Consider the following 20,919-nt stretch of genomic DNA (forward strand, 5'->3'; position numbering starts at 1 on the left):
TCAGGTTTTTGTTATCGCTTCTTCTACATTGTACATAGCATCAACCACTTTCATCATAGCTGCCAATGTTACTTTATCAAGGTTAGCAGGTATCGGGTATTCGCCAACGCTTAACAGCTTTTGGGCATCAGCTTTGTTCATCCCTTTCAGCTCATCGTTATAATACGCTGTAAGTATAGCCAGTTCTTTTTCCTGCGGATGGCGGCACATAATCAACCGGAACGCTTTGGTTATTTTATCCTGCATACGGCTGTTATCCTGCAATAACTTTGCGGCCAAAACACGGGATGCCTCCAGTACGGTAGGGTCATTAAGCATCACCAAAGCCTGTAAGGGCGTATTGGTGCGCAGGCGTTTTACTTCGCACTGATCGCGGTTGCTGGCATCAAAAATACCCAGCGAGGCTGGCGGCACAGTACGTTTGATAAGTGTATACATCCCCCTGCGATAAAGATTGGGGCCATGTACCTGTTTATAGCTGGCCAACTGCCCGCGGCCGGATGTCGCGTTTTCCCACAAGCCGGGCGGCTGGTACGGGTTAACACTTGGGCCGCCAATGGTATGGTTAAGTAAACCACTGCTGGCCAAAACCAAATCGCGCACAAACTCGGCAGGCAAGCGGCTACGGGGGCCGCGCGCCAGCCAGGTATTTTCAGGATCGTCCTTTAACTTTTCGGGGCTGATTACGGCTGATTGCCTGTAGGTAGCGGACATAACAATTTGTTTTACCAGCCGTTTGATATCCCAGCCATGATCCCTGAAATCAACAGCAAGCCAATCCAATAATTCGGGATGCGAAGGCAAATCGCCCTGCATGCCAAAGTCACCGGAGCTTTTTACGATGCCTTTACCAAAAAACTCCTGCCAAACCTGGTTTACAAATACCCTTGCCGCAAGCGGGTTGTTTTTATTAAACAGCCATTCGGCCAAACCGAGGCGATTTTTAGGATAGTTCGCGGTAAATGGTAATATAGCTTTGGGCGTACCCGGCTCAACAACATCACCATGAGCGTCGTAATTGCCGCGTTTGAGGATATAGGTTGGCCGTACTTTGTCGCTATCGGTCATGATAGATACAATAAGTTTATCCGTATCCTGCTTATTGATAAACTTCATCACCTTTTTAACTTCATCGTTACTTATCTGCATCAATGGCCGCTTGGCATAAGTTTCGGGACCGCCTACAACCGACTCAATGCCTACTTCTTTTACATTATTAAAAAAGGCAAACATTTGGTAATAATCTTTTTGCGAAAACGGATCATATTTATGATCGTGGCAATGGGCGCACTCCAACGTAACCCCAAGCAGCGCTTTGCCGAAGGTATTGGTACGATCTGTTACGTAGCTTACCCGATACTCTTCATCAATTACGCCACCTTCTTCGGTAATTTTGTGGTTGCGGTTAAAACCTGTTGCCAGCAATTGCTCGGTGGTGGCATTAGGCAGCTGGTCGCCGGCTATTTGCCAGGTAATGAATTTATCGTAGGGCAGGTTTTCATTAAAGGCATGAATTACCCAATCTCGCCAGGGCCACTGGCTGCGGTAATTATCGTCCTGGTAACCGTGCGAATCTGCGTAACGGGCTACATCCAGCCAATGCAGGGTCATTTTTTCGCCGTACTGCGGGGTTGCTATTAACTGGTCGACTACCTTTTGGTAAGCGTTGGCGCTGTTATCGGCCAAAAAGTTATCCATCATTTGCAATGTTGGCGGCAAGCCTGTCAAGTCAAGTGATACGCGTTTTAGCAAACGTTCTTTATCGGCTTCGGGGTTAGGATCAAAACCCTTTTGCTCCATTTTTTGAAGCACAAAATTATCTATCGGATTTTTTGGCCAGGCGGTATTTTGCACCTGCGGAACCGCATAAGAACGCGGTGGTACAAAAGCCCAATGTTTTTCATAGCGGGCGCCTTGTTTAATCCACTGCTTAATCAGGGCGACTTCAAAAGGGGTTAATTTTTTGAGGTTGGACGAGGGCGGGGGCATTTGTTCCGAAGTATCTTTGGTTGAGATGCGCCGGTAAACTTCAGACATCACCGGATCGCCGGCAACAAGCGCATGGGCTGTTGGGTTATCTTTTAACGCTTTAAAAGCACTTTCGGGAATATCAAGCCTTAAATCGGCCTGGCGGTGTGCCGCATCGGGCCCGTGGCATTTAAAACATTTGTCAGATAATATAGGGCGGATGTTGAAGTTGTAGCTGATGGTATCGGGCATTTGCTCCGCATCTGTTTTACCAGCCCGGTTGCAGGCATCCAAGGTATACAAAACACAGGCGGCTATTACAAGCCACACTAAATACAACTTCCGGAACATCAATCTACTAATTGGTTAATTAAGAAATTAAAGTTATTAATTTCAATCGTAATTTGCAATTTGATTTCCGGGCCGTTGGTAACATTTCAACTACAGTAATCAAGACACAAGAAAAAACGGGCCTGACAATAATGCCAGGCCCGTTTTTTCTTGTGTCTTGATTCTTATCTCTTGACTCTTATTGTTTAACCGGTGTAGTATCCGGTGCTTTACCTATCAAATCCATAAATTGATCAAGTTTTGGTGTGATAATAATTTGTGTACGCCTGTTTTGGTTTTTGCCAGCCTGGGTACCATTATCGGCAATGGGGTTATACTCGCCCCTTCCACCAGCTGTTAACCGCTTAGGATCTACATTATAGGTAGTTTGCAAAGCCTGTACTACAGACGAGGCCCTTAAAGCACTTAAATCCCAGTTGTTACGGATGTTGGTTTGTTTAATTGGTACATTATCGGTATTACCTTCAATCAACACATCGTAGGTTGAATAATCCGTAATGATTTTAGCAATCTTGGCCAACGATGATCCTGCTTTATCAGAAATTTCATAGCTCCCAGATTTATATAACATATTATCAGACAATGAGATATACACAACACCTTTAAGCACCTGTACATCTACTCCCTGAGCTTCTTCCTTACTCAAAGAACGGGTAAGGTTATTAGTTAACACCATATTAAGTGAGTCGCTTTTGTTTTTGGTAGCTACCAGGTATTGAATGTATTTGTTGGAAGCATTTATTTCATCAACCAGCTTTGAAATGTTTGCACCACCCTGGTTATTGCCGGCCAAACATTTATTCAAGGCATCTTTGAGCGAATTGTTATTCGACCTCTCGGAAGCCAGCTGTTCTTCAAGGCTGACGATGCGCCCGTTTGATACGGCCAATGCCTGCTCACTTCTTTGATATTTTACACTTAAGTCTTGTGTGCTATTTTGCAATTGCGTGTAATTGCCCTCCAGTTCCTTGTATTTTTTGCTGCTAACGCAACTTTGGGTCACGGTTGCTACAATAAGTACCAACGGTATTAAATGGTAAATTTTCATATCTGTTATTGTTTAATAGCCGACTACAATTATTTATAGTTAGCATAGCATCTACAACAACATTTTGAGTAAAAAGTTTACAATGCAAAATTTATGAGGGCAGCAATTTTAAAAAAGTTTTTTTGTTTAACTTTAAATTTCACTCAACTTTTCCACTTTCAAAAAAACCGAAGGATCACTACTCTGTCATCTGACTACTGTGTGGGCGGATAAGGAATAAACTTTTATATTTGGTTATGCCAAATTATACCCCACCCGTTACCGGGAAATACATCGACCCCTTAGTTGATTTCGCTTTCAAAAAAATATTCGGCAGTGAGCCTAATAAAGACCTGCTGACCGCTTTTTTAAATGAAGTATTCAGAGGACGGAAGCATATTGTAGACTTAATTTACAATAAAAACGAATACCCAGGCGATTTAAAAGATGAAGGATCGGCCATATTTGATCTGCTTTGCACGGGAGATAACGGTGAACATTTTATAATTGAGGTTCAGCGGGCAAAACAGGGGTATTTTAAGGAAAGGGCCTTATTTTATACTTCCCGCCTTATAAGCGACCAGGCGCCAAAAGGCAGACGGAGTGCCTGGGGTTATAAGATTACCGAAGTATATTTAATAGCCTTGTTAGAAGATTTTACATTGGAAGATAGCCCGGCAAATAGCTATCTGCATGATATTTACTTATGCAACAGGGATACCGGTGAAATTTTTTACGATAAACTGGGTTATACCTATGTAGAATTGAGTAAATTTGTTAAAACGGAAACCGAACTGGAAACCGATTTAGATAAATGGCTCCATGTATTAAAAAACATGAGCCGGATGGAAAAAATTCCGGTTTATCTTCGGAAACCCATATTTGAGAAATTGTTCAGTATTGCAGAATATACAAACCTGACAAAGGAGGAGAAAACGATGTACGATAGCAGCTTAAAATACAAATGGGATAATAAAAATGTGATTGATTATGCCCGACAGGAAGGTATGGAAAAAGGCATGGTAAAAGGTATAGAAAAAGGCAAACGTGAAGAAGCCTTGGATATTGCCCGTGAAATGAAAATGGACGGCTTGCCATTGGCCCAAATTTCAAAATTTACTAAACTTTCTGCTGAAGAAATAGAAAAACTTTAAATACTCCCATCTTAACAGGGATCAATACTTTTGTCAGATTTGGAGGCTATTAGCTGCGCCCATTCAAATTAGATTACTTTAGTAATCGGCAAATTTCTGCTTATGCAAAGTCATATCCTTACCAACAATCGTGCTTAATTTTTTCGAGCAAAAAAACGATTATCGCTTCTGTTGAAAAAGGGGCACCCAACCAACATTGCTAATTAATTGAGGAAGATGAAGAAAGATGGAGAAATTTATCTCACGGTATGAAAAGTAGTTGTTTAAGGGGCTGGATAGCGGTATTGTTGCTCATGGCAACAGCAGGCTGTGGTTTGGTAAGGTCAATGGGTAAAAGTCCGCAGGGAGAAGAGCTTGCCCGTTTGGATACTTTGTCTAATTACAAAAACGGGAGTTTTGAAAACGTAGCCGAGCGTTCCGACTCCACTATCAAGCGTAAATTTCTTTTCCTGCACAGCCGCCCTAAAACCATTCGCCCTTCTCACGCATTGCCCTGGGTTAAAACTAATTTGAATACACTGGCCGCGCCAGCGCCAACCATCGTATGGTTTGGGCATTCCTCTCTGCTCATCAAAACCGGGCAGGGTAATGTACTTATTGATCCTATTTTTAGCAACCATGCAGGGCCAGTACCTGGATTAATTACCGCATTTGCCGGCACGATGAATTACCATGCTGAGGATATGCCGCCAATTGATGTGCTGATCATTTCCCATGACCACTATGATCATTTGGATTACCGCACCCTGAAAAAATTAAAAGATAAAATCAAAATGGCTGTAGTGCCCATGGGCGTTGGCTCGGATTTGGTTTACTGGGGATTTGATCCCAAAAAGATCACCGAACTGAATTGGGGCCAATCTATCACGCTGCCTGGTGGCCTCCAGGTTACCGCTACCCCGGCGCAGCACCGCAGCAACCGCTCATATACACAAGAAAATAAAACGCTTTGGGCATCATACGTGATACAGGCGGGCCATTACCGGTTGTTTTACAGCGGCGATAGCGGCTATGGGCCACACTTCAAAAAAATAGGCCGGCAGTATGGCCCCTTCGACCTGGCGCTGATGGAATGCGGGCAATACAGCCCGAATTGGCCATGGACACATCTGCTGCTGGGGCAAACCGCCCAGGCGGCCGTTGACCTGCAGGCTTGTTTGATACAGCCCATCCACTGGGGTAAGTTTGTGGAAGCTAACCATCCCTGGAACGAACCCATTGAAAAGTTGCTGCCAGCTGCTGAAAAGCTGGGAGTTGTGGTAAACGTTCCGCGTATCGGGGAGCCTTATACGTTGGGTGATCCGCTCAGGACCAAAATATGGTGGGATTTTAAGTAAATTATTGGGCCGATTGCCTAACGTGCAGCCTATGGCCCGCCCTGTAATATTGTCAACGTTTTTGGTAAACTGACTTGATGAAAATGAATCACACAAGCGTAGGGCACCCGGATACACACCCTTTTTCAAACATCGGGACTTTTCCGCCAGAGAGTTTAAACCGGGGAATGTGTATTTGAAATGCCACATGCCTGCGTGATACGCAATAAAATTAGTCAACGTTAAATGTAACGCCTGTTAACCCTTCAGTCAACTTCCATAACCTTTTGGCACCGGCCTCATCCAGAGAATACGGTTTTACACCATTTGATATTGAAGGATTGATGGCCAACTCAGCAACGTCAACATCTTCAAGATAAACACCGCCTATTTGATTTAACAGCGGGTTGGTGGCAGCCCATATGGTTGTTGCCGCCCCTTGTGGAATAGTTTTTAACGATTCAATAACTTCCTGCACAGGGTTTCCTTTATCATCCAAAAAACCAAATTGTTGTAGAATTTCTATGGGGGCTTCCCGGGTTAATTCTGTTCCCCAAATACTACCGGGATGTATCGAATATACATTTACGCCGAATGGTTTTGCACGATTGTCCAATTCAACTGAAAACAGGTTGATAGCGGTTTTTGATTGTCCGTAAGCCTGCAAGGTTTCATAATCACGCTGTTCAAAATTCGGATCGTCGAAATTGAAAGGCGCAAAATGGTGGCCCAGGGATGATACATTGACCACCCTTGCGCCATCGGCCATTTTTAACGCTCCCCACAACCCGGCAGTAAGCCGAAACACCGACAAATAATTGGTAGCGAGCTGTGATTCGTTTCCTTTGGCATCACGGCGTAATGGCACAAACATAATCCCGGCGTTATTAATGAGCAAGTGTAGCAGGCGACCCGAAGCCATAAACTTTTCGGCAAAGGCGTCGACAGATCCAAGATTGATCAAATCCAATTCTTCTATCTCAACATTTGTAACTCCCTTCAAGTTTTCCTTAGCTTTTTCTACATTCCTTGCGGGTACAATAACCGTTGCCCCTGCTTTTGATAGCGTTTTAACCGTTTCTAAACCAATGCCTGTACTACCGCCTGTAACAATGGCGATTTTCCCTGTAAGGTTAATTCCTCTGATTACATCAGTGGTAGTTGAAGCGGCGTTAAACCCAGAACCCATTGTTTGCTGTAACGCGCCGTTATAATTATTCTTTTTCATGTTGATGTTTTCTTGATGAACGGTGAATTTGTTATTTCATCAGGCTAATGTTGGTGAGGCCTCCGTCTGAAAGAATTTCAGTACCAACGATAAAAGAAGAGTCGTCAGAGGCGAGAAAAACAGCTGCATTTCCAATGTCTGCCGGTAATCCTTGTCTGCCCACAGGTGTAATATCTATCCAGATTTGTTTCACCTGCTCCAATTGTGCCTCCGGTACTATTTTGCCAAATACCGGCGTATCAATTGAGCCGGGCGAGAGCGTATTTACCCTGATTTTACGCTCTAACAAGTCGAGCGACAATCCCTTGGCCAAAGATATCATGGCCGCCTTTGCCGCACCGTAGATAGTCATTCCCGGTGCTGCGCGGTGTGCAGCACTTGATCCGATCAGGATGATGGAAGCGCCATTATTTAAATAAGGAAGCGCTTTTTGTACAGTGAAATAGGCGCTTTTTAAATTCAAATCCATGTAACGGTCATAATTTTCTTCCGTTGCCTCGTTTATAGCGGTCAATGGCATACCATCAACTACGCCTCCCGCATTAACAACCACCGTATCAATTTTGCCGAACCTATCAAAGGTTTCTTTAAAAACCTGTTCCAGGTCTTCCATCTTTGTTACATCGCCTTTGATGCCCATAAAACCCGTTCCAAGTTCCTTAACGCACTGGTCGAGTGTTTCCTGGTTTCTTCCTGTGATGGTGCCCACTGCACCTTCATTCCTGAATGCTTCGGCAATGCCAAAGCCAATGCCGCTATTACCGCCGGTTACTACGGCTACTTTATTTTTTAACTTGTTCATTTTTTGTTCAATTTTAATTTGATAAAAATTTAAATACCGTAAATACCGCCCGAAACAGCAATCTTTTCTCCGGTGATCCAAGCTGAGTCATCAGAAGCAAGAAAGACGGCCACTTTTGCAATGTCTTCGGGTTGACCTGTACGACCAAGAGGTGTGTTGGCAACCAATTTTGCTTCAAAATCGCTGCCGATAAAGCCAGCACTATGCGAACCTTCTGTTTCGACAACGCCGGGCAAAATAGAATTGATGCGAATATTTTTACCGCTAAATTCTTTGGACAAGGCGACGGTAACAGCATCTAAAGCCGCTTTGGTTGCAGAATACACCGAGCCAGTAGCCAAGGGCGTATTGCTGGCGCCCGAACTGATGTTAATGATGTTCCCACCTTTATCGCCAAACAGCTTTACAGCTTCGCGAATGGCCAGTAAAGATCCTAATACATTAATATTGAAATGCTGTTGGATGGATTCGGCAGATACCTGTTCGATAGGTGCATAATGATAAATGCCAGCATTGTTTACCAGGATATCCAACAAGCCGAAAGTGTTTTTCGTTTCGTTAAACAACCTTATCACATCAGCTTCTTTCGATACATCGGCCTGCACCGAAATTGCCGTACCGCCATTATCGGTTATGGATTTTACAACTTTATCTGCATCTTCCCGGCTTGAAGCATAATTTACAACAACCTTTGCCCCTTCGGCCGCAAGGTATTTAGCGATTGATGCTCCTATCCCTTTTGATGCACCGGTAACTATCGCTACTTTGTTTTTTAGTTTACTCATTTTTCTTTATTGATTGAATATTGAGCAGCAAAGGTAGATCAGTTAGATATATATTAGTAACTTTGTATCAAAAAGTAACAGTAACCTAGAAGTAACAAAGTAACATATGGAGTGCAACCCAGAGTTTCAAACGGATCGAAAAAAGGAGATGATGGCTGTCCACGATGCGATGGACGTGCTGAGCGGGAAATGGAAGATTTATATCATTTCATCAATCTGTCATTATAATAAAAGACGATTTTCTGATATCTTAAACGATGTTGTAGGTATCTCCAACAAAATGCTGAGCAAGGAATTAAAAGAACTGGAAATAAACAAGCTGGTTGAACGTACAGTTTTAAATACCCACCCTGTAACTGTTCACTATGAACTCACCAAACATGGCAAAACGCTACAAACCATCATCAACAACCTGACAGATTGGGGAATAGCGCACCGGAAAGAAATTATTGGGGAAAAATAAGGCGTGTTACCAGCGGATGGGCATTCATTGAATTTAATCATTTTTACCAATGATCATTAAAAGTTCCCGTGCCGAACGATGGTCATCATCAGCATTGGCAAGCCGCAAAAAAGCGCGAGCATTAGTAATAGATTTTTCAACTATTTCTCCATCTAAATATATTCGTCCTAAAAAATAGTTTGCCTCATCAATATCATATTGATAATTTCCAGCCTTCGATTTGTCTTTTGAAATATTCTTAAATATCTCAAAAGCCATCTTCGCGTCTTTTACTGTTCCAATACCAAAATAATAACACAGCGCCAAAGACAGCGAATCTGAATTATAAAGATGCTGTGCAATTTTATAAAGTTCAAACGCTTCTTTATAATTTTGCTTATCCCTATAAAATGCGGCCAAATTATTGGCCGCTATACCGCTGCCATCATCAATTCCTTTTCGATAAAGTTCAATAGCTAATTCAATGTTTTGTTTACAATGAATCCCTTCAATTAAAAAATCCGCAATACGGATACTTGCATCAACATTCCCATTTTCATAAGCACTATAGTACCATTTAAAAGCTATTGGTTGACTTTCATCGACAATCTTAATACCATTTACAACTAGCCCGCCATCATAATGTATGGCAACTTCATATTGAGCGATGTTATCACCGGTATTAGCAAGCGCTAACAGCTGAATCCAATCCTCATAAGTAGTTAGCTCCGACCTCATTTCTAATTTATTTAGTTTCCATCCTATTAGATTAGCTATAGACCAATAAACATTTACATGCCTTCGATCACGCCCGCATCTGAACCGTCAATCGGTCGCCTATAATACGACAAAAAGGTCTGGTTGAGCTATTATTGATTCAAATCCGGCTTGATTAACCACCATCTGAAATACTTCAGCCATGCATTTAAGCTCTGATAGTACCTGTTTTAATTTCTCCGGCGCGCTTGTAATTGGCAAAAATTACGCCGCCCGGCGTAACCACACTCGCTGTTAAGATAAATGCAGCTGGCGTTATGCCGTTGCTAAACAACTTCTTTCCTTCGCCAAGCAGCACGGGGTAAATCTTGAGCCAAAGTTCGTCTACCAAATCATGCTTAAGCAACAAACGAACAAGCTCGCTGCTGCCCCATACTTTAATGTCGGTACCGTCTGAATTTTTGAGTTTTTCGATATCACCCACGCTGGTAAGGAACTCTGTGTTTTGCCAATCCGACTTTTGCATGGTGCCCGACAAAACATATTTTGTTACCTCATTAATACCTGGCCAATAGCTGGCATGTTGGGGCCAATAACCGGCAAATATTTCGAATGTTTTCCGGCCAAGCAAAAGATCTGCCGGCTCCATCTGTTTTTGCATAGCCTTACCAGAAACTTCGTCGCCATAAGGTGCCGACCAACCACCATATTTAAAACCACCTGAAGTATCTTCCTCAGGACTGCCGGGTGCCTGCATCACACCGTCTAATGTCATAAATGTTGTAACGATGATTTTTCTCATGTTTATATTGCCGGTGATTATAGTGCTGACCCCGCACTTTTACGCTTGTATAATTGGCCGGTTTTTACCGGCCCAAATGTTTTACTCCTAATCCAATGGCTCGAACCCAAATCCATAGTTTTTTACAAGTTTAATTAAAAAAAATGCTACGTCGTGGCAAGCGGACTGATGCTATTTTAAAAAACATGCGGCAACACTCACGCAATAATTCGGGCGACAAACAATACGCGGATATCACTCTAAAGCCCGCTGCCACATTTCGCCTCGTACAATCAATTTACACTAAAATTGTTTCGTCCATGCCGAAATAAATTAACCATTAATAAATTATAATTTAATTTATTTAATTAGAACAATATTATCGCATAGTGCGTTATTCCAGTACATTTTATAAAAACCCACACATCTTTTAAATTAACACACTATGTTTCATCACGTTAAAGACCTACAATTTAATGCCAGGGTATCGCGCCCTGACCCCCGCTTTGCCAACCTGTTATTGGAGCAATTTGGAGGGGAAAACGGCGAACTGGCCGCGGCCATGCAGTATTTTACGCAGGCATTTGGCGCTAAGGCTGCTCATCCGGATAAATACGATATGCTGATGGATATCGCCACCGAGGAGTTTAGTCACCTGGAAATTGTTGGTGCTACTATCCAGATGTTATTAAAAGGCGTAAACGGCGATTTGAAAAACGCTGCAGATAGCTCTGAGATTATGCAGGTAATGGATGGCAAAGCGGCAAAAGAGAACATTATACACCAGGCACTTACGGCTAACCCGCAGTTTGTTATCATTACGGGCGGTGGTGTTACACCGCGTAATAGCCAGGGCATACCTTGGTGCGCATCTTACGTAAACTCCAACGGCGACCTGACGGTTGACCTGCGGACCAATTTAGCATCAGAATCGCGGGCTAAATTGGTGTATGAGCACCTGATGAAATTTACCGACGACCCTTACATTCACGAAACGCTATCATTTTTAATGACCAGGGAAGTTACCCATTACAAAATGTTCGAGGCGGCTTTAAACAGCATTCCCGACAATTTCCCTCCTGGCGTTTTGGCGGCAGATCCGCGTTTTTTACAAAACACCTATAACCTATCAGCAGGTACCGTACGCGGCCCATGGAATGACGGCGAAATGCCCGGATTAGGAAAAGATTTTGCCTACGTAGCCGACCCTATTGCCCAGGCAAGGGATACAAAAGGAAACACCGAATTGCCCGATCCGATGAAAAAAGAATTACAGGCAACCGAAAAGTTAAATAAAGAAATGAGCGCGCTGAAAAGCGGCGAGGAAAAAAAGGCCGAACCGGCGGGCGTAGCGCAATGGAGTACCTATGCCGACCCACAGGATTAGTACTATGATTTATAAAGCAGGCCGGGTTCGGTCTGCTTTATTATTGACGCCTGTTGTTGTATGCCCGTTTACAGTTATTTACCATTTGCTTAACCTTAACGCAGTCTCGTCAATTTTTCAGCCGGCAAAAACAATTCTCAGCTAACTTTTATTTGCTTATACACATCATCGCTACACCATCAACTTGAGAAATAAAAAACGAATAGCCATTATTGGCGGTGGCCCAAGCGGGCTCTTTATGTTTAAAAGACTGGTAGAAACCAGCAATATAGATATTGAGGTAACCATATTTGAGCGCAAAAAGAAATTAGGTGCCGGAATGCCTTACAGTGCCGAAGGCGCTAATGACGAGCACATAACCAACGTATCCGGAAATGAAATTCCGCCGCTGGTTACTTCGTTAAACGACTGGGTTAAAAACGTTCCGAAAGATACGCTGGATAAATACCACATGGATGCCGGCCGTTTTAACGAATACAAAGTGCTGCCACGCTTGTTGTTTGGCCAATATTTAACCGCGCAGTTTGATCTGCTTCAAAAAAAGGCACGGGAAATTGGTATTGAATACACCGTTCATTATAACAGCAACGTAACCGATATTATAGACCAGCCCGAAAAAGGGACAATTTTGGTAGAGGCAGATGGGCAGGACCAATTTGAATTTGACCAGGTTGTTATTTGTACCGGGCATAACTGGCCCCGTAAACATGAAGGCAGGGTTCCTAACTATTTCGATTCGCCCTACCCCCCTGCTAAGCTGGGCCTACAGCTTAACCACGCTGTTGCTATCAAAGGCTCATCACTCACCGCGGTAGATGCAATCAGGACGTTGGCCCGCCATAACGGAGTTTTTGATAAAGACCAAAGCGGCAAGCTGCATTATAAAGTATTGGACCAAAGTGCTGGTTTTAAAATGGTGCTGCACACGCGCAATGGCATGTTGCCCGCGGTTCGTTTTCACCTCGAAGACTCGCACCTGGCAAATGACAGCCTGCTAAGCAAAGATGAGATTAAGGCGCACATTAAAGCTAATAACGGTTTTTTATCCTTAGATTATATCTTCGAGCGGGATTTTAAACTGCCCATACAAGCAAAGCAACCGGAGTTTTACCAGCAAATTAAACACATGCGGCTGGAGGAATTTGTAGCCGCAATGATGGAACTGCGCGAACGACTTGATCCATTCCAGCTGTTAAAAGCCGAATATGCCGAAGCGGAAAAATCAATCAAACGGAAGGAATCTGTTTACTGGAAAGAGATGCTGGGCGTGCTAAGCTTTGCCTTAAATTATCCGGCAAAACATCTTTCGGCCGAAGACATGCAAAGGCTTCAAAATTCGTTAACCCCGCTTATATCAATTGTGATAGCTTATATCCCCCAAAGTTCAAGCGAAGAATTATTGGCGCTACACCAGGCCGGCGTATTGGAGCTGATTCCCGTAGGCGACGACAGCGAGGTAGAACCTGATGAACGTGGCGGCGCCATTTATCATTATACCGATGAATCAGGCGTTGAACAGGCCGTACATTTTAACACCTATGTTGATTGCGTAGGCCAGCCGCACCTGGCTTTTAAAGATTTTCCTTTCAAAAGTTTGTTGGACCACCGTACGGTGAGCCCCGCCAAACTTAAATTCAGCAGTGCGGGGGAAGGGCTTAAAGCTTTAAATGAAGGTAAACCGGTAACCCAGGACAGTAATGGCGATTATTACCTTACGGTTGCAGGCATTGCCATTAATGATCAGTTCCAGGTAGTAGATGCCTACGGGGCTTATAACGACCGGATATACATGATGGCGGTGCCATACATCGGCGGATATAACCCGGACTATTCTGGATTGGATTTTAGCGAGGAGGCTTCTGGTACCATTATTGAACGGTTAATGGCATGAAGCTTTATTTGTTATTGTTAGGAGCCGAAGCACCCGGACGAGTAGTTGAACAGCATGATTATTTTTTTGGCATTGCCGAAAACCTGGCAGCGCTGGTGCCCGATGTGAAAGCCTTTTGGCCCGAAGCCGGCGGCAGCCTGCACATTGACGGCTGGCGGGAAGTAACCAGGGTAGATGATTATTCCGTGCGCATCGTTGGCACAGATGATGCCACCCCGGGCTCAGTCCATAAATTATTCTTTTTAAACCTTGGCGGTTATACCTCCGGAAAACTGGAAGAACAACACTATACGGTACTCACCGTTCAGTCCGACCGGCTAAAAGCGGTGCAGGCGGCAAAGAAAAGCCTGTTCTTTAAAACAAACTCGTTAAAGGGTATTGCTACCGCGCATATCGACGAAAAATACGGTGTTGATGTAGATAACGTATACCAAATTGATGACCTGATATCCCCCGCCATAAAAGCCCAATATAAGATAGTATTTGGCGACGGGACTGGTTTACCTGAAGACGAGATCCATTTAGGTTATTTAAAACTTGATAAAATCAAATGAGTCGCGAAAACAAATTACTTACCTGGGTAAAACAACAGCATAAGGGGCAACTTATAAAACGCACAACCGAGCCCTACATTAACCATTTGACGGCAGTTGCCCAAATGGCTGCCGTAACTCCCCTGGGATACGAGATAGGCTTATGCCACGATTTAATAGAAAAGACAGAAACAACTGCACAGCAATTGCAGGCGGCACTGGAGGGCTTTGGTTACGCCGGCGAGGATGCTGCCTTTATTACTACAGGTGCTATACACCTTACTAATGTTTTCACCAAAAAAGCCTACCCGGAATTAACCAAAACCATACGCAAAGAAAAAGAAGCCGTTAGATTGGCCACCATAAGCCCTACAGCGCAAACCGTTAAATACGCCGACCTCATCTACAATATTGGCTGGCTGCTGCAACATGGCCGAAAAAAGCCAAAGAAATACCTGCAAAAAAAACGACTGCTTGTGGCGGAAATGACAGGTGGAGATGAAGGCTTACGCCAGCATCTTTTATATATAATTGATAAAGAGCTTGTTACTGCCTAAAATTTCCGCATCGGTGTTGCTGTGATCACAGCAGCACTTCCGGTTGACGTGTCCTATTTCAGCCGCAGGCCGGCTCGGACACTGCCCACTTTAATTACAAATTAACAAACTAAGTAAAATTATCTTTTTAAATAAAATTACAACTAATTATACCGGGTATTGTTAACCCATAAACACCATGCTATGAAAAACCCATTTAAACAACAAGATTATACAGGCCTTTTGATTGCTGCGGCTATTACCGGCACACTGGCCGCAGGCGCGGGCATTTGGTTTTATTTGCGTGGCAAACGCGCCGCCGAGGCAGAAGCTTACCGGCACCAACATGCACAAGATTACCTGGCGAATAAACGACAGGGCAAGAAAAAACACAAAACAGATATAGGCGAACTGGCCGATATTGTACATCATCAGCAGGCTTAAATTAAATAACCACGCTGCACCAGGGTTGAATACACCGGGCAGCGTGGTTAAATTTTCGGCTTGTTATAAACTAAAGTCCCACAGTCTTTTTTAAACTTTCCCTGTCTAAAGCCTCCATCCTGGTAATTTTTGACTTGTTTACTTTTCCATTAACGTCAATAACCACGTAAGTTGGGAATCCCCCTTCTGCATTAAGCACCGTTTTTAGCCTGGCGATGATTTTATCATTCACGTAAATATGCGTACCGGGGATTTGCATCTCACCTACCCTGTTTTTCCATATATCAACACTTGAACTGCTGGTGGTACACAGATAAATGTATTCAACAGGCAGGTCTTTATTTTTTTCGTGCAAACTTTTGCTGAACGGCATATCGGCTATGCATGGGGCACACCAGGTAGCCCAAAAATCAATAATAAGCGCCTTGTTTGCGAATTTTGACTTTAGGTTTAATATAAAGTTATCGATGTTTGCAACCGTATCTAACTGGTATAAGCCGGCATCAAAAGGTAGCCGCATTAGCGGGGTACCAATATCCGCATTTTCTAATTTTGTTGATAAAGCTAAAACACTGTCTATTCTCTTTTGGTTAGCATCAACCTTAGTCATTTGGTCCGCAGCGATTTTTTTGCACCATGCTGTTTTGATACTGTTGATGATAATGGGGTAACTGCGGGCATAATTATCTTTCTCCGATTCTAAAAGAAATAGTTTTAAAAGGTCTGATCGCTGCCGCGTATATAAACTATCAAACAGCATCAAGGTGCCGTTAAGCGCCGATTCTTTTTTAAAGCGCTTGTTAGCCACGGTATAAATGCCCAGGTACTTGTAAAACATCACACCATCGTTACTTGTAAAAAAAGGCTGATGGACATTTAGCCGTTTAAAAAGCGGGGCGGGCATAGTGTCATTCCAATAGGCGATGCAAATTTCGCCGTAAAACTCCGACAAGGTTTCATTGTTAACAGCCCAGCCGTATTTAGGGTAACCGGTAATAAATTCGCTATCTATACTTTTCAATAGCTTTAAAACAGAATCGGTTTTAAAAGTGAAGGCATCTGCGGCATATTTTTTTCTTGAATTACATATGGCCCGCAGATTATCAATCAAACTCTCCTTTTCTTGCTTTTTAAACAGTACTTTTTTGTTCATCACCGTGTTTAATTCCCCATCGTAACCAGAATAGGTTACCCCCTCGCCTATCATATACGCGCCGTCTTTGGGTACTTTCTGCGCGTCTACCGTTACAGTAAGCCCTTTATCCACATATATCCCAGCATATAGGTAGTTGCCCGCAGCTAACCATATTTGCTGGTAAGGTAAATTCCCGTCAAGAATTATTTTTACCAGGCCGGCGGCATTTGTTTCTGCATATTTAGTAGCCTGGATACTTCCGCCGAGTTGTACAAGGGTATATTTGATATTTACTTTTTTAACGCTATCCGGCAGGTTTTTTATTTGCACGGTTAATATTGCGGGTTTCCGGTTGATCAGATAGGCGTCCATTTTTTTATCCTCGATGGCGATAGCAGGTAAATTTTGGGCACTTAAGTAGCTGCTGCAGCACATTAATGCTGCCAGTAATAGTTTTTTCATGATATGATTTTTTTTATTTTTTTATAGTGTGTAAGCGTTTTACTACGTTCTCTTTTTTGTTCCTGGAGATGGGGATGCGGGTATTATCATCCATTAACAAATAGCCCGAATCTTCCTTGAGTAAGCTTTTGATAAACTTTATGTTCACCAGGTGCGATTGATGGCACCGGATAAAATCGTAGCTGCTTAATAACTCCTCGTATTCAAAAATTGGTTTTGATACCATGATATTTGTTCCATCCGATAAAAAGAACTGGGTGTAAGCATTTGATGATTCGCAGCGGATGATATCCCCGGTATGTACAAACCTGATCTCCTTGGTTGAAGACAGGGCCAGTTTGTGTTCCTTTTTGGCGTCCTTATCCTTTATAAATTCCATTAAATTTTCAAGCTGCAGGTTGGCCTTCTTTTGCATCAGCTTAGCCTCTACCTTGCTTACCGATGCTTTTAATTCTTCCGGATCTATCGGCTTCAGCAAATAATCTATAGCCGAAAATTTGACGGCTTGTATGCCGTAATTATCAAAGGCGGTAACAAAAACAACTTCAAACTGGTGGTGCGGCACAGCCTTAAGCACTTCAAAACCGTTCTTATCTGGCATCTGGATATCTAAGAACAACAAATCGGGATTGCTTGCCATAATTAAACCAACGGCGTCATCTGCATTGGTAGCTGTGCCCACAACTGTTACCGGCAGCTCATGCTTTTTTAACAGGTGCACAATATTTTCGATATTGTTTTTTTCGTCGTCAATAATTACCGCTCGTATCATATAAGCCAATTTTTAAAATTGATAATTACCTGGGTTACCTTATCCGTCCTTTTTACCAAAAATTCGATGTGCTGCCCGTTCAATGTCTGGTTTAATAATTTTATGCGCTCTTTGGTTAGCTGAAGGCCAAAGCCGTTAGCGTTGTCATCAGGGTTAAAACCTTTGCCATTATCATTTACGCTAACCACCATGTCGTTATCCAATTTCTCAAACAGTACAATGAGTTGCCCATTTTGCTGCAGGGCCGATATACCATGCTTTACCGCATTCTCTACCAGGGGTTGTAAAAACAAAGCTGGTATTTCAATGGCACTGGCATCAATCTCCCCGCTCACTTTAATTTGATAATTGAAGCCAAACCGCAGTTTTTCGAGTGCCAGGTAATTCTCCAGTATCTTTATTTCGGTAAAAATATTTACAAATTCCCGGTCACTGGCTTTTAGTGAATCGCGCATTAGGTTGCTAAACTCAATTAAATACTTCGATGCATTCTGCGAATCGTTTTTGGTGATGAGGCCTTGTATGGAGCTAAGGGCATTAAACACAAAATGCGGGTTAAATTGCGACCGTATGGACCTGAGTTCGGTTTGTACCAATTGCTTTAAGGTACTTTCTTCTTTAAGTTTTGCCGCCTGCTTCCTTGATCGCCACAGTAACAGCACAAACCCCACGGCCAATACACCAAGCAAACTTAAGGCTACTTTTGCCCATACCGTTTGATACCAGGCCGCCGTTACGGTAAATGCATAGCTGCAAATATTATTACGCTGTACACTGTAACGTATTTTTAACTGGTAATGCCCGGGCGACAGGTTTTTGAGCCAAACTAAGTTAAAATCAAAATCATTAACCGCCCAGCCGGTGCTGTCCCTGCCGTTCACCAGGTTATATTCAATGATACTTCTTGATTTAATAATGTCATCTAAATAAAAAATCAGGTTATTTTCGTTGTACCGGAAGTCTTTTTTCAACTTTAACAAAACGGTGTCTTTACTCCAATCGCTTTGATTAGGGTCTTCAATTGGACTTCTCCATTGCTTTTTAAAAAGACTCAAAAAATCGGGAAGCTGCGAAAATGTGAATACGCCTACAACCCTTGGCTGCCATTTTACCCAATACGCCGAGATCGAAGATTCAATACTGTCGGGCGCATTAATCCTGCGTACCTGGAAGGTAAGCGCTTTGCCATAGGCTTCTTTAAATTGGCCTAAATATGCAGATAACTCATCTATCTTACCGGCTTCGGCAATTTGAGTCATCAGATAGGCTTTGCAAAACAACTTTGGCTTTGTCCATGGTAATACCACTTTCTGCTTATCCTCTATAACCCTGAATTGAAATTCGTTTACGTTTTGCGGGTTGATGCCGTTAACAGTTATAACTATTCCCGACGAATCAAAAATAGGGATGGCATATTTGCCGGCGTAGCCGTCTACCATTTGGAGATAAGCTTGCGACCTGGAGTTGTCGTATTCTTTTAACCGGGGTATTTTTTGTATAGCCTGGCGATAGTTTACCGCCAGTTTATTGGAGTAAAATGCGGTAAGCACCACCTTTTTATTTTTAGGGTGAAAGCTTTGATAATTAAAAAATGTAAAAGAAAAATACTTTCGGATAGAGTCGCCATGACTATCGTATCGAATCACCGGGTTGATACTATCCAGGTACATTACCGGCTTTTGCGCCTGGCAGCAAAGCCCCAGGAAACCAAAAAATATAAATATGATGATACCGCGCATCAGCTCCGTTTGATTTTATAAACCAAAGTAAAGCTTTTAAACCATGGTTAAGATACGCCGATTTGAATATGGCAGGTGTTATTTTGAATTGGGTGGTATGTAGTGGTTTTGCGGCTGGTTATTTGGCGTTGGTGGGTTGCGCCGATAGGTATCCGGTAGATTTTTTTTATTCCCTCCCAACGGGAGGGGTGCGGCCGAAAATGAGCGCAAAGGCAGGGAGGGCTTTCACCGCGCGACGAACCTAAACGCCTCATTAACCCCTACCTCCCCTTCCCAAGGGAAGGAATCGCACATTGCCCTACTTTTTCTTCCCAATACTCATAACTTTCTTCATCGCCAACCCAATGCCGGGGCAACGTGTTCTAAAATGGCCGATAGTACATGTACATTGTACTCCACCCCCAGCGTGTTCGGTATGGTAAGCAGCAAGGTATCCGCTTCTTGTATCGCTTCGTCCCGGGCCAGTTCTTTGATGAGCTGGTCGGGCTCGGCTGCGTAGCTTTTACCGAAGACTGCACGTTTATCCGCTTCGATGTAACCAAAACTATCGGCGCCTTTTCCTTGCTGACCAAAGTAAAGCCTGTCCTGCTCGGTTACCAATGCAAAAATGGAGCGGCTTACTGATACCCTTGCCTCACGCTGGTACCCGGCGTTTTTCCAGGCTTCTTTGTATAGCCTGATTTGTTCTGCCTGCTGGATATGGAAAGGCTTGCCGCTTTCGTCAAATTTCAGGGTCGAACTTTGCAGGTGCATGCCGTTCTCGGCAGCCCAAACGGCGGTTGCGTTTGATGCAGCTCCCCACCAGATGCGTTCCCGCAATCCTTCCGAATGTGGCTCCAGGCGTAACAAACCCGGCGGGTTCGGGAACATCGGGTAAGGGTTAGGCTGTGCAAACCCCTCTCCTTTTAATTTATCCAAAAAGTCCAGCGCCTTTTTTCGTCCCATATCTGCATCATTTTCCCCGGCAGCAGGCTCGTAACCAAAATAACGCCAGCCCTCAATCACCTGCTCGGGCGAACCGCGACTGATACCCAATTGCAAGCGCCCGCCCGAAATCAGGTCGGCAGCGCCGGCATCTTCTACCATATACATTGGGTTTTCATAGCGCATATCGATAACGCCAGTCCCAATCTCAATTTTGCTGGTTTTTGCCCCAATGGCCGAAAGCAGCGGAAACGGCGATGCCAACTGCCGCGCAAAATGATGAACCCGGAAATAGGCCCCGTCCAACCCAATTTCTTCCGCGGCAACAGCCAGGTCGATAGACTGCAGCAAAGTATCACTGGCGGTACGCGCCTGGTACGCAGGATGGTTGGACCAATGCCCGAATGATAAAAATCCTATTTTCTTCATCATTAATTCGATTATTTACCTGCAAATGTAAGTAAACGGGTGGTGGGCGGAGGTCACGGGTTGGTAATAATGAGTTGGTATGAGATTGGCGGATAA

Annotated in this window: 19 protein-coding genes; 8 read left to right on the top strand and 11 right to left on the bottom strand. The window is 43.6% G+C overall.

Annotated features, from left to right (window positions below; all coding sequences use genetic code 11):
- Nucleotides 1-2,319 (bottom strand): PSD1 and planctomycete cytochrome C domain-containing protein, encoded by a 2,319-nt coding sequence (locus AC1DU2_RS17525; RefSeq protein WP_477385580.1) that lies wholly within the window; start codon nucleotides 2,317-2,319, stop codon nucleotides 1-3.
- A 178-nt stretch (nucleotides 2,320-2,497) separates the two neighbouring features.
- Nucleotides 2,498-3,367, bottom strand: a complete 870-nt coding sequence (locus AC1DU2_RS17530; protein ID WP_477385582.1) for an OmpA/MotB family protein — start codon at nucleotides 3,365-3,367, stop codon at nucleotides 2,498-2,500.
- A gap of 236 nt (nucleotides 3,368-3,603) precedes the next feature.
- On the opposite strand from AC1DU2_RS17530, the gene AC1DU2_RS17535 reads away from it, so the two are divergent.
- Nucleotides 3,604-4,500 carry an Rpn family recombination-promoting nuclease/putative transposase gene (locus AC1DU2_RS17535; RefSeq protein ID WP_477385584.1) on the top strand — a complete coding sequence of 299 codons (897 nt, stop codon included), beginning with the start codon at nucleotides 3,604-3,606 and terminating at the stop codon, nucleotides 4,498-4,500.
- 248 nt (nucleotides 4,501-4,748) lie between these two features.
- Nucleotides 4,749-5,837 carry an MBL fold metallo-hydrolase gene (locus tag AC1DU2_RS17540; RefSeq protein WP_477385586.1) on the top strand — a complete coding sequence of 363 codons (1,089 nt, stop codon included), beginning with the start codon at nucleotides 4,749-4,751 and terminating at the stop codon, nucleotides 5,835-5,837.
- Between the two features lie 211 nt (nucleotides 5,838-6,048).
- On the opposite strand, the gene AC1DU2_RS17545 is transcribed toward AC1DU2_RS17540, so the two are convergent.
- Genes AC1DU2_RS17545 through AC1DU2_RS17555 form a run of 3 tightly spaced genes read right to left on the bottom strand, consistent with a single transcriptional unit; the run spans nucleotide 6,049 to nucleotide 8,631 of the window.
- Nucleotides 6,049-7,044: an SDR family NAD(P)-dependent oxidoreductase gene (locus tag AC1DU2_RS17545; protein WP_477385588.1), complete on the bottom strand. Its 996-nt coding sequence runs from the start codon at nucleotides 7,042-7,044 to the stop codon at nucleotides 6,049-6,051.
- Nucleotides 7,045-7,075: 31 nt separating this feature from the next.
- Nucleotides 7,076-7,846, bottom strand: a complete 771-nt coding sequence (locus AC1DU2_RS17550) for an SDR family oxidoreductase (protein ID WP_477385590.1) — start codon at nucleotides 7,844-7,846, stop codon at nucleotides 7,076-7,078.
- A gap of 29 nt (nucleotides 7,847-7,875) precedes the next feature.
- Nucleotides 7,876-8,631, bottom strand: coding sequence for an SDR family NAD(P)-dependent oxidoreductase (locus tag AC1DU2_RS17555; protein ID WP_477385592.1), 756 nt, complete (start codon nucleotides 8,629-8,631; stop codon nucleotides 7,876-7,878).
- A gap of 106 nt (nucleotides 8,632-8,737) precedes the next feature.
- On the opposite strand from AC1DU2_RS17555, the gene AC1DU2_RS17560 reads away from it, so the two are divergent.
- Nucleotides 8,738-9,094 carry a winged helix-turn-helix transcriptional regulator gene (locus AC1DU2_RS17560; protein WP_477359386.1) on the top strand — a complete coding sequence of 119 codons (357 nt, stop codon included), beginning with the start codon at nucleotides 8,738-8,740 and terminating at the stop codon, nucleotides 9,092-9,094.
- Nucleotides 9,095-9,127: 33 nt separating this feature from the next.
- Here AC1DU2_RS17560 and AC1DU2_RS17565 read toward each other — a convergent pair whose 3' ends face one another.
- On the bottom strand, nucleotides 9,128-9,811 hold the full coding sequence (locus tag AC1DU2_RS17565; RefSeq protein WP_477359389.1) for a tetratricopeptide repeat protein: 684 nt from the start codon (nucleotides 9,809-9,811) through the stop codon (nucleotides 9,128-9,130).
- Between the two features lie 187 nt (nucleotides 9,812-9,998).
- Nucleotides 9,999-10,592, bottom strand: a complete 594-nt coding sequence (locus tag AC1DU2_RS17570) for a dihydrofolate reductase family protein (RefSeq protein WP_477385594.1) — start codon at nucleotides 10,590-10,592, stop codon at nucleotides 9,999-10,001.
- Between the two features lie 424 nt (nucleotides 10,593-11,016).
- Between AC1DU2_RS17570 and AC1DU2_RS17575 the strand changes: the two genes are divergently transcribed.
- The 5 genes from AC1DU2_RS17575 to AC1DU2_RS17595 all read left to right on the top strand — a co-directional run bounded on the left by AC1DU2_RS17575 (nucleotide 11,017) and on the right by AC1DU2_RS17595 (nucleotide 15,362).
- A complete protein-coding gene (locus AC1DU2_RS17575; RefSeq protein ID WP_477359395.1) occupies nucleotides 11,017-11,958 on the top strand; it encodes a manganese catalase family protein in 942 nt (313 codons plus the stop codon).
- A gap of 184 nt (nucleotides 11,959-12,142) precedes the next feature.
- On the top strand, nucleotides 12,143-13,849 hold the full coding sequence (locus tag AC1DU2_RS17580; RefSeq protein WP_477385596.1) for an FAD/NAD(P)-binding protein: 1,707 nt from the start codon (nucleotides 12,143-12,145) through the stop codon (nucleotides 13,847-13,849).
- Complete coding sequence (locus tag AC1DU2_RS17585) at nucleotides 13,846-14,403, top strand: DUF1543 domain-containing protein (RefSeq protein WP_477385598.1); 558 nt, start codon at nucleotides 13,846-13,848, stop codon at nucleotides 14,401-14,403. The genes AC1DU2_RS17580 and AC1DU2_RS17585 overlap by 4 nt, the downstream gene beginning before the upstream one ends.
- Complete coding sequence (locus AC1DU2_RS17590; protein ID WP_477359404.1) at nucleotides 14,400-14,939, top strand: hypothetical protein; 540 nt, start codon at nucleotides 14,400-14,402, stop codon at nucleotides 14,937-14,939. Before AC1DU2_RS17585 ends, AC1DU2_RS17590 begins: the two co-directional genes overlap by 4 nt.
- Nucleotides 14,940-15,122: 183 nt before the next feature.
- Nucleotides 15,123-15,362 carry a hypothetical protein gene (locus tag AC1DU2_RS17595; protein WP_477359407.1) on the top strand — a complete coding sequence of 80 codons (240 nt, stop codon included), beginning with the start codon at nucleotides 15,123-15,125 and terminating at the stop codon, nucleotides 15,360-15,362.
- A 70-nt stretch (nucleotides 15,363-15,432) separates the two neighbouring features.
- Here AC1DU2_RS17595 and AC1DU2_RS17600 read toward each other — a convergent pair whose 3' ends face one another.
- The 4 genes from AC1DU2_RS17600 to AC1DU2_RS17615 all read right to left on the bottom strand — a co-directional run bounded on the left by AC1DU2_RS17600 (nucleotide 15,433) and on the right by AC1DU2_RS17615 (nucleotide 20,823).
- Nucleotides 15,433-16,959, bottom strand: coding sequence for a TlpA family protein disulfide reductase (locus tag AC1DU2_RS17600; RefSeq protein ID WP_477385600.1), 1,527 nt, complete (start codon nucleotides 16,957-16,959; stop codon nucleotides 15,433-15,435).
- A gap of 13 nt (nucleotides 16,960-16,972) precedes the next feature.
- Nucleotides 16,973-17,731, bottom strand: coding sequence for a LytR/AlgR family response regulator transcription factor (locus AC1DU2_RS17605; protein ID WP_477385602.1), 759 nt, complete (start codon nucleotides 17,729-17,731; stop codon nucleotides 16,973-16,975).
- On the bottom strand, nucleotides 17,728-19,470 hold the full coding sequence (locus AC1DU2_RS17610) for a sensor histidine kinase (RefSeq protein WP_477385604.1): 1,743 nt from the start codon (nucleotides 19,468-19,470) through the stop codon (nucleotides 17,728-17,730). Before AC1DU2_RS17610 ends, AC1DU2_RS17605 begins: the two co-directional genes overlap by 4 nt.
- 330 nt (nucleotides 19,471-19,800) lie before the next feature.
- Nucleotides 19,801-20,823 carry an LLM class flavin-dependent oxidoreductase gene (locus AC1DU2_RS17615; RefSeq protein ID WP_477385681.1) on the bottom strand — a complete coding sequence of 341 codons (1,023 nt, stop codon included), beginning with the start codon at nucleotides 20,821-20,823 and terminating at the stop codon, nucleotides 19,801-19,803.
- Between the last annotated feature and the right edge of the window lie 96 nt (nucleotides 20,824-20,919).

It is taken from the genome of Mucilaginibacter sp. P4_C11, from assembly GCF_056402115.1.

Excerpts from the sequence above, each read along its gene's own strand:
- AC1DU2_RS17550 (WP_477385590.1), bottom strand. The coding sequence starts at position 7,846 with ATGAACAAGTTAAAAAATAAAGTAGCCGTAGTAACCGGCGGTAATAGC.
- AC1DU2_RS17590 (WP_477359404.1), top strand. The coding sequence starts at position 14,400 with ATGAGTCGCGAAAACAAATTACTTACCTGGGTAAAACAACAGCATAAG.
- AC1DU2_RS17585 (WP_477385598.1), top strand. The coding sequence starts at position 13,846 with ATGAAGCTTTATTTGTTATTGTTAGGAGCCGAAGCACCCGGACGAGTA.
- AC1DU2_RS17530 (WP_477385582.1), bottom strand. The coding sequence starts at position 3,367 with ATGAAAATTTACCATTTAATACCGTTGGTACTTATTGTAGCAACCGTG.
- AC1DU2_RS17555 (WP_477385592.1), bottom strand. The coding sequence starts at position 8,631 with ATGAGTAAACTAAAAAACAAAGTAGCGATAGTTACCGGTGCATCAAAA.
- AC1DU2_RS17600 (WP_477385600.1), bottom strand. The coding sequence starts at position 16,959 with ATGAAAAAACTATTACTGGCAGCATTAATGTGCTGCAGCAGCTACTTA.
- AC1DU2_RS17570 (WP_477385594.1), bottom strand. The coding sequence starts at position 10,592 with ATGAGAAAAATCATCGTTACAACATTTATGACATTAGACGGTGTGATG.
- AC1DU2_RS17525 (WP_477385580.1), bottom strand. The coding sequence starts at position 2,319 with ATGTTCCGGAAGTTGTATTTAGTGTGGCTTGTAATAGCCGCCTGTGTT.
- AC1DU2_RS17610 (WP_477385604.1), bottom strand. The coding sequence starts at position 19,470 with ATGCGCGGTATCATCATATTTATATTTTTTGGTTTCCTGGGGCTTTGC.
- AC1DU2_RS17540 (WP_477385586.1), top strand. The coding sequence starts at position 4,749 with ATGAAAAGTAGTTGTTTAAGGGGCTGGATAGCGGTATTGTTGCTCATG.
- AC1DU2_RS17535 (WP_477385584.1), top strand. The coding sequence starts at position 3,604 with ATGCCAAATTATACCCCACCCGTTACCGGGAAATACATCGACCCCTTA.
- AC1DU2_RS17615 (WP_477385681.1), bottom strand. The coding sequence starts at position 20,823 with ATGAAGAAAATAGGATTTTTATCATTCGGGCATTGGTCCAACCATCCT.
- AC1DU2_RS17565 (WP_477359389.1), bottom strand. The coding sequence starts at position 9,811 with ATGAGGTCGGAGCTAACTACTTATGAGGATTGGATTCAGCTGTTAGCG.
- AC1DU2_RS17560 (WP_477359386.1), top strand. The coding sequence starts at position 8,738 with ATGGAGTGCAACCCAGAGTTTCAAACGGATCGAAAAAAGGAGATGATG.
- AC1DU2_RS17595 (WP_477359407.1), top strand. The coding sequence starts at position 15,123 with ATGAAAAACCCATTTAAACAACAAGATTATACAGGCCTTTTGATTGCT.
- AC1DU2_RS17545 (WP_477385588.1), bottom strand. The coding sequence starts at position 7,044 with ATGAAAAAGAATAATTATAACGGCGCGTTACAGCAAACAATGGGTTCT.
- AC1DU2_RS17605 (WP_477385602.1), bottom strand. The coding sequence starts at position 17,731 with ATGATACGAGCGGTAATTATTGACGACGAAAAAAACAATATCGAAAAT.
- AC1DU2_RS17575 (WP_477359395.1), top strand. The coding sequence starts at position 11,017 with ATGTTTCATCACGTTAAAGACCTACAATTTAATGCCAGGGTATCGCGC.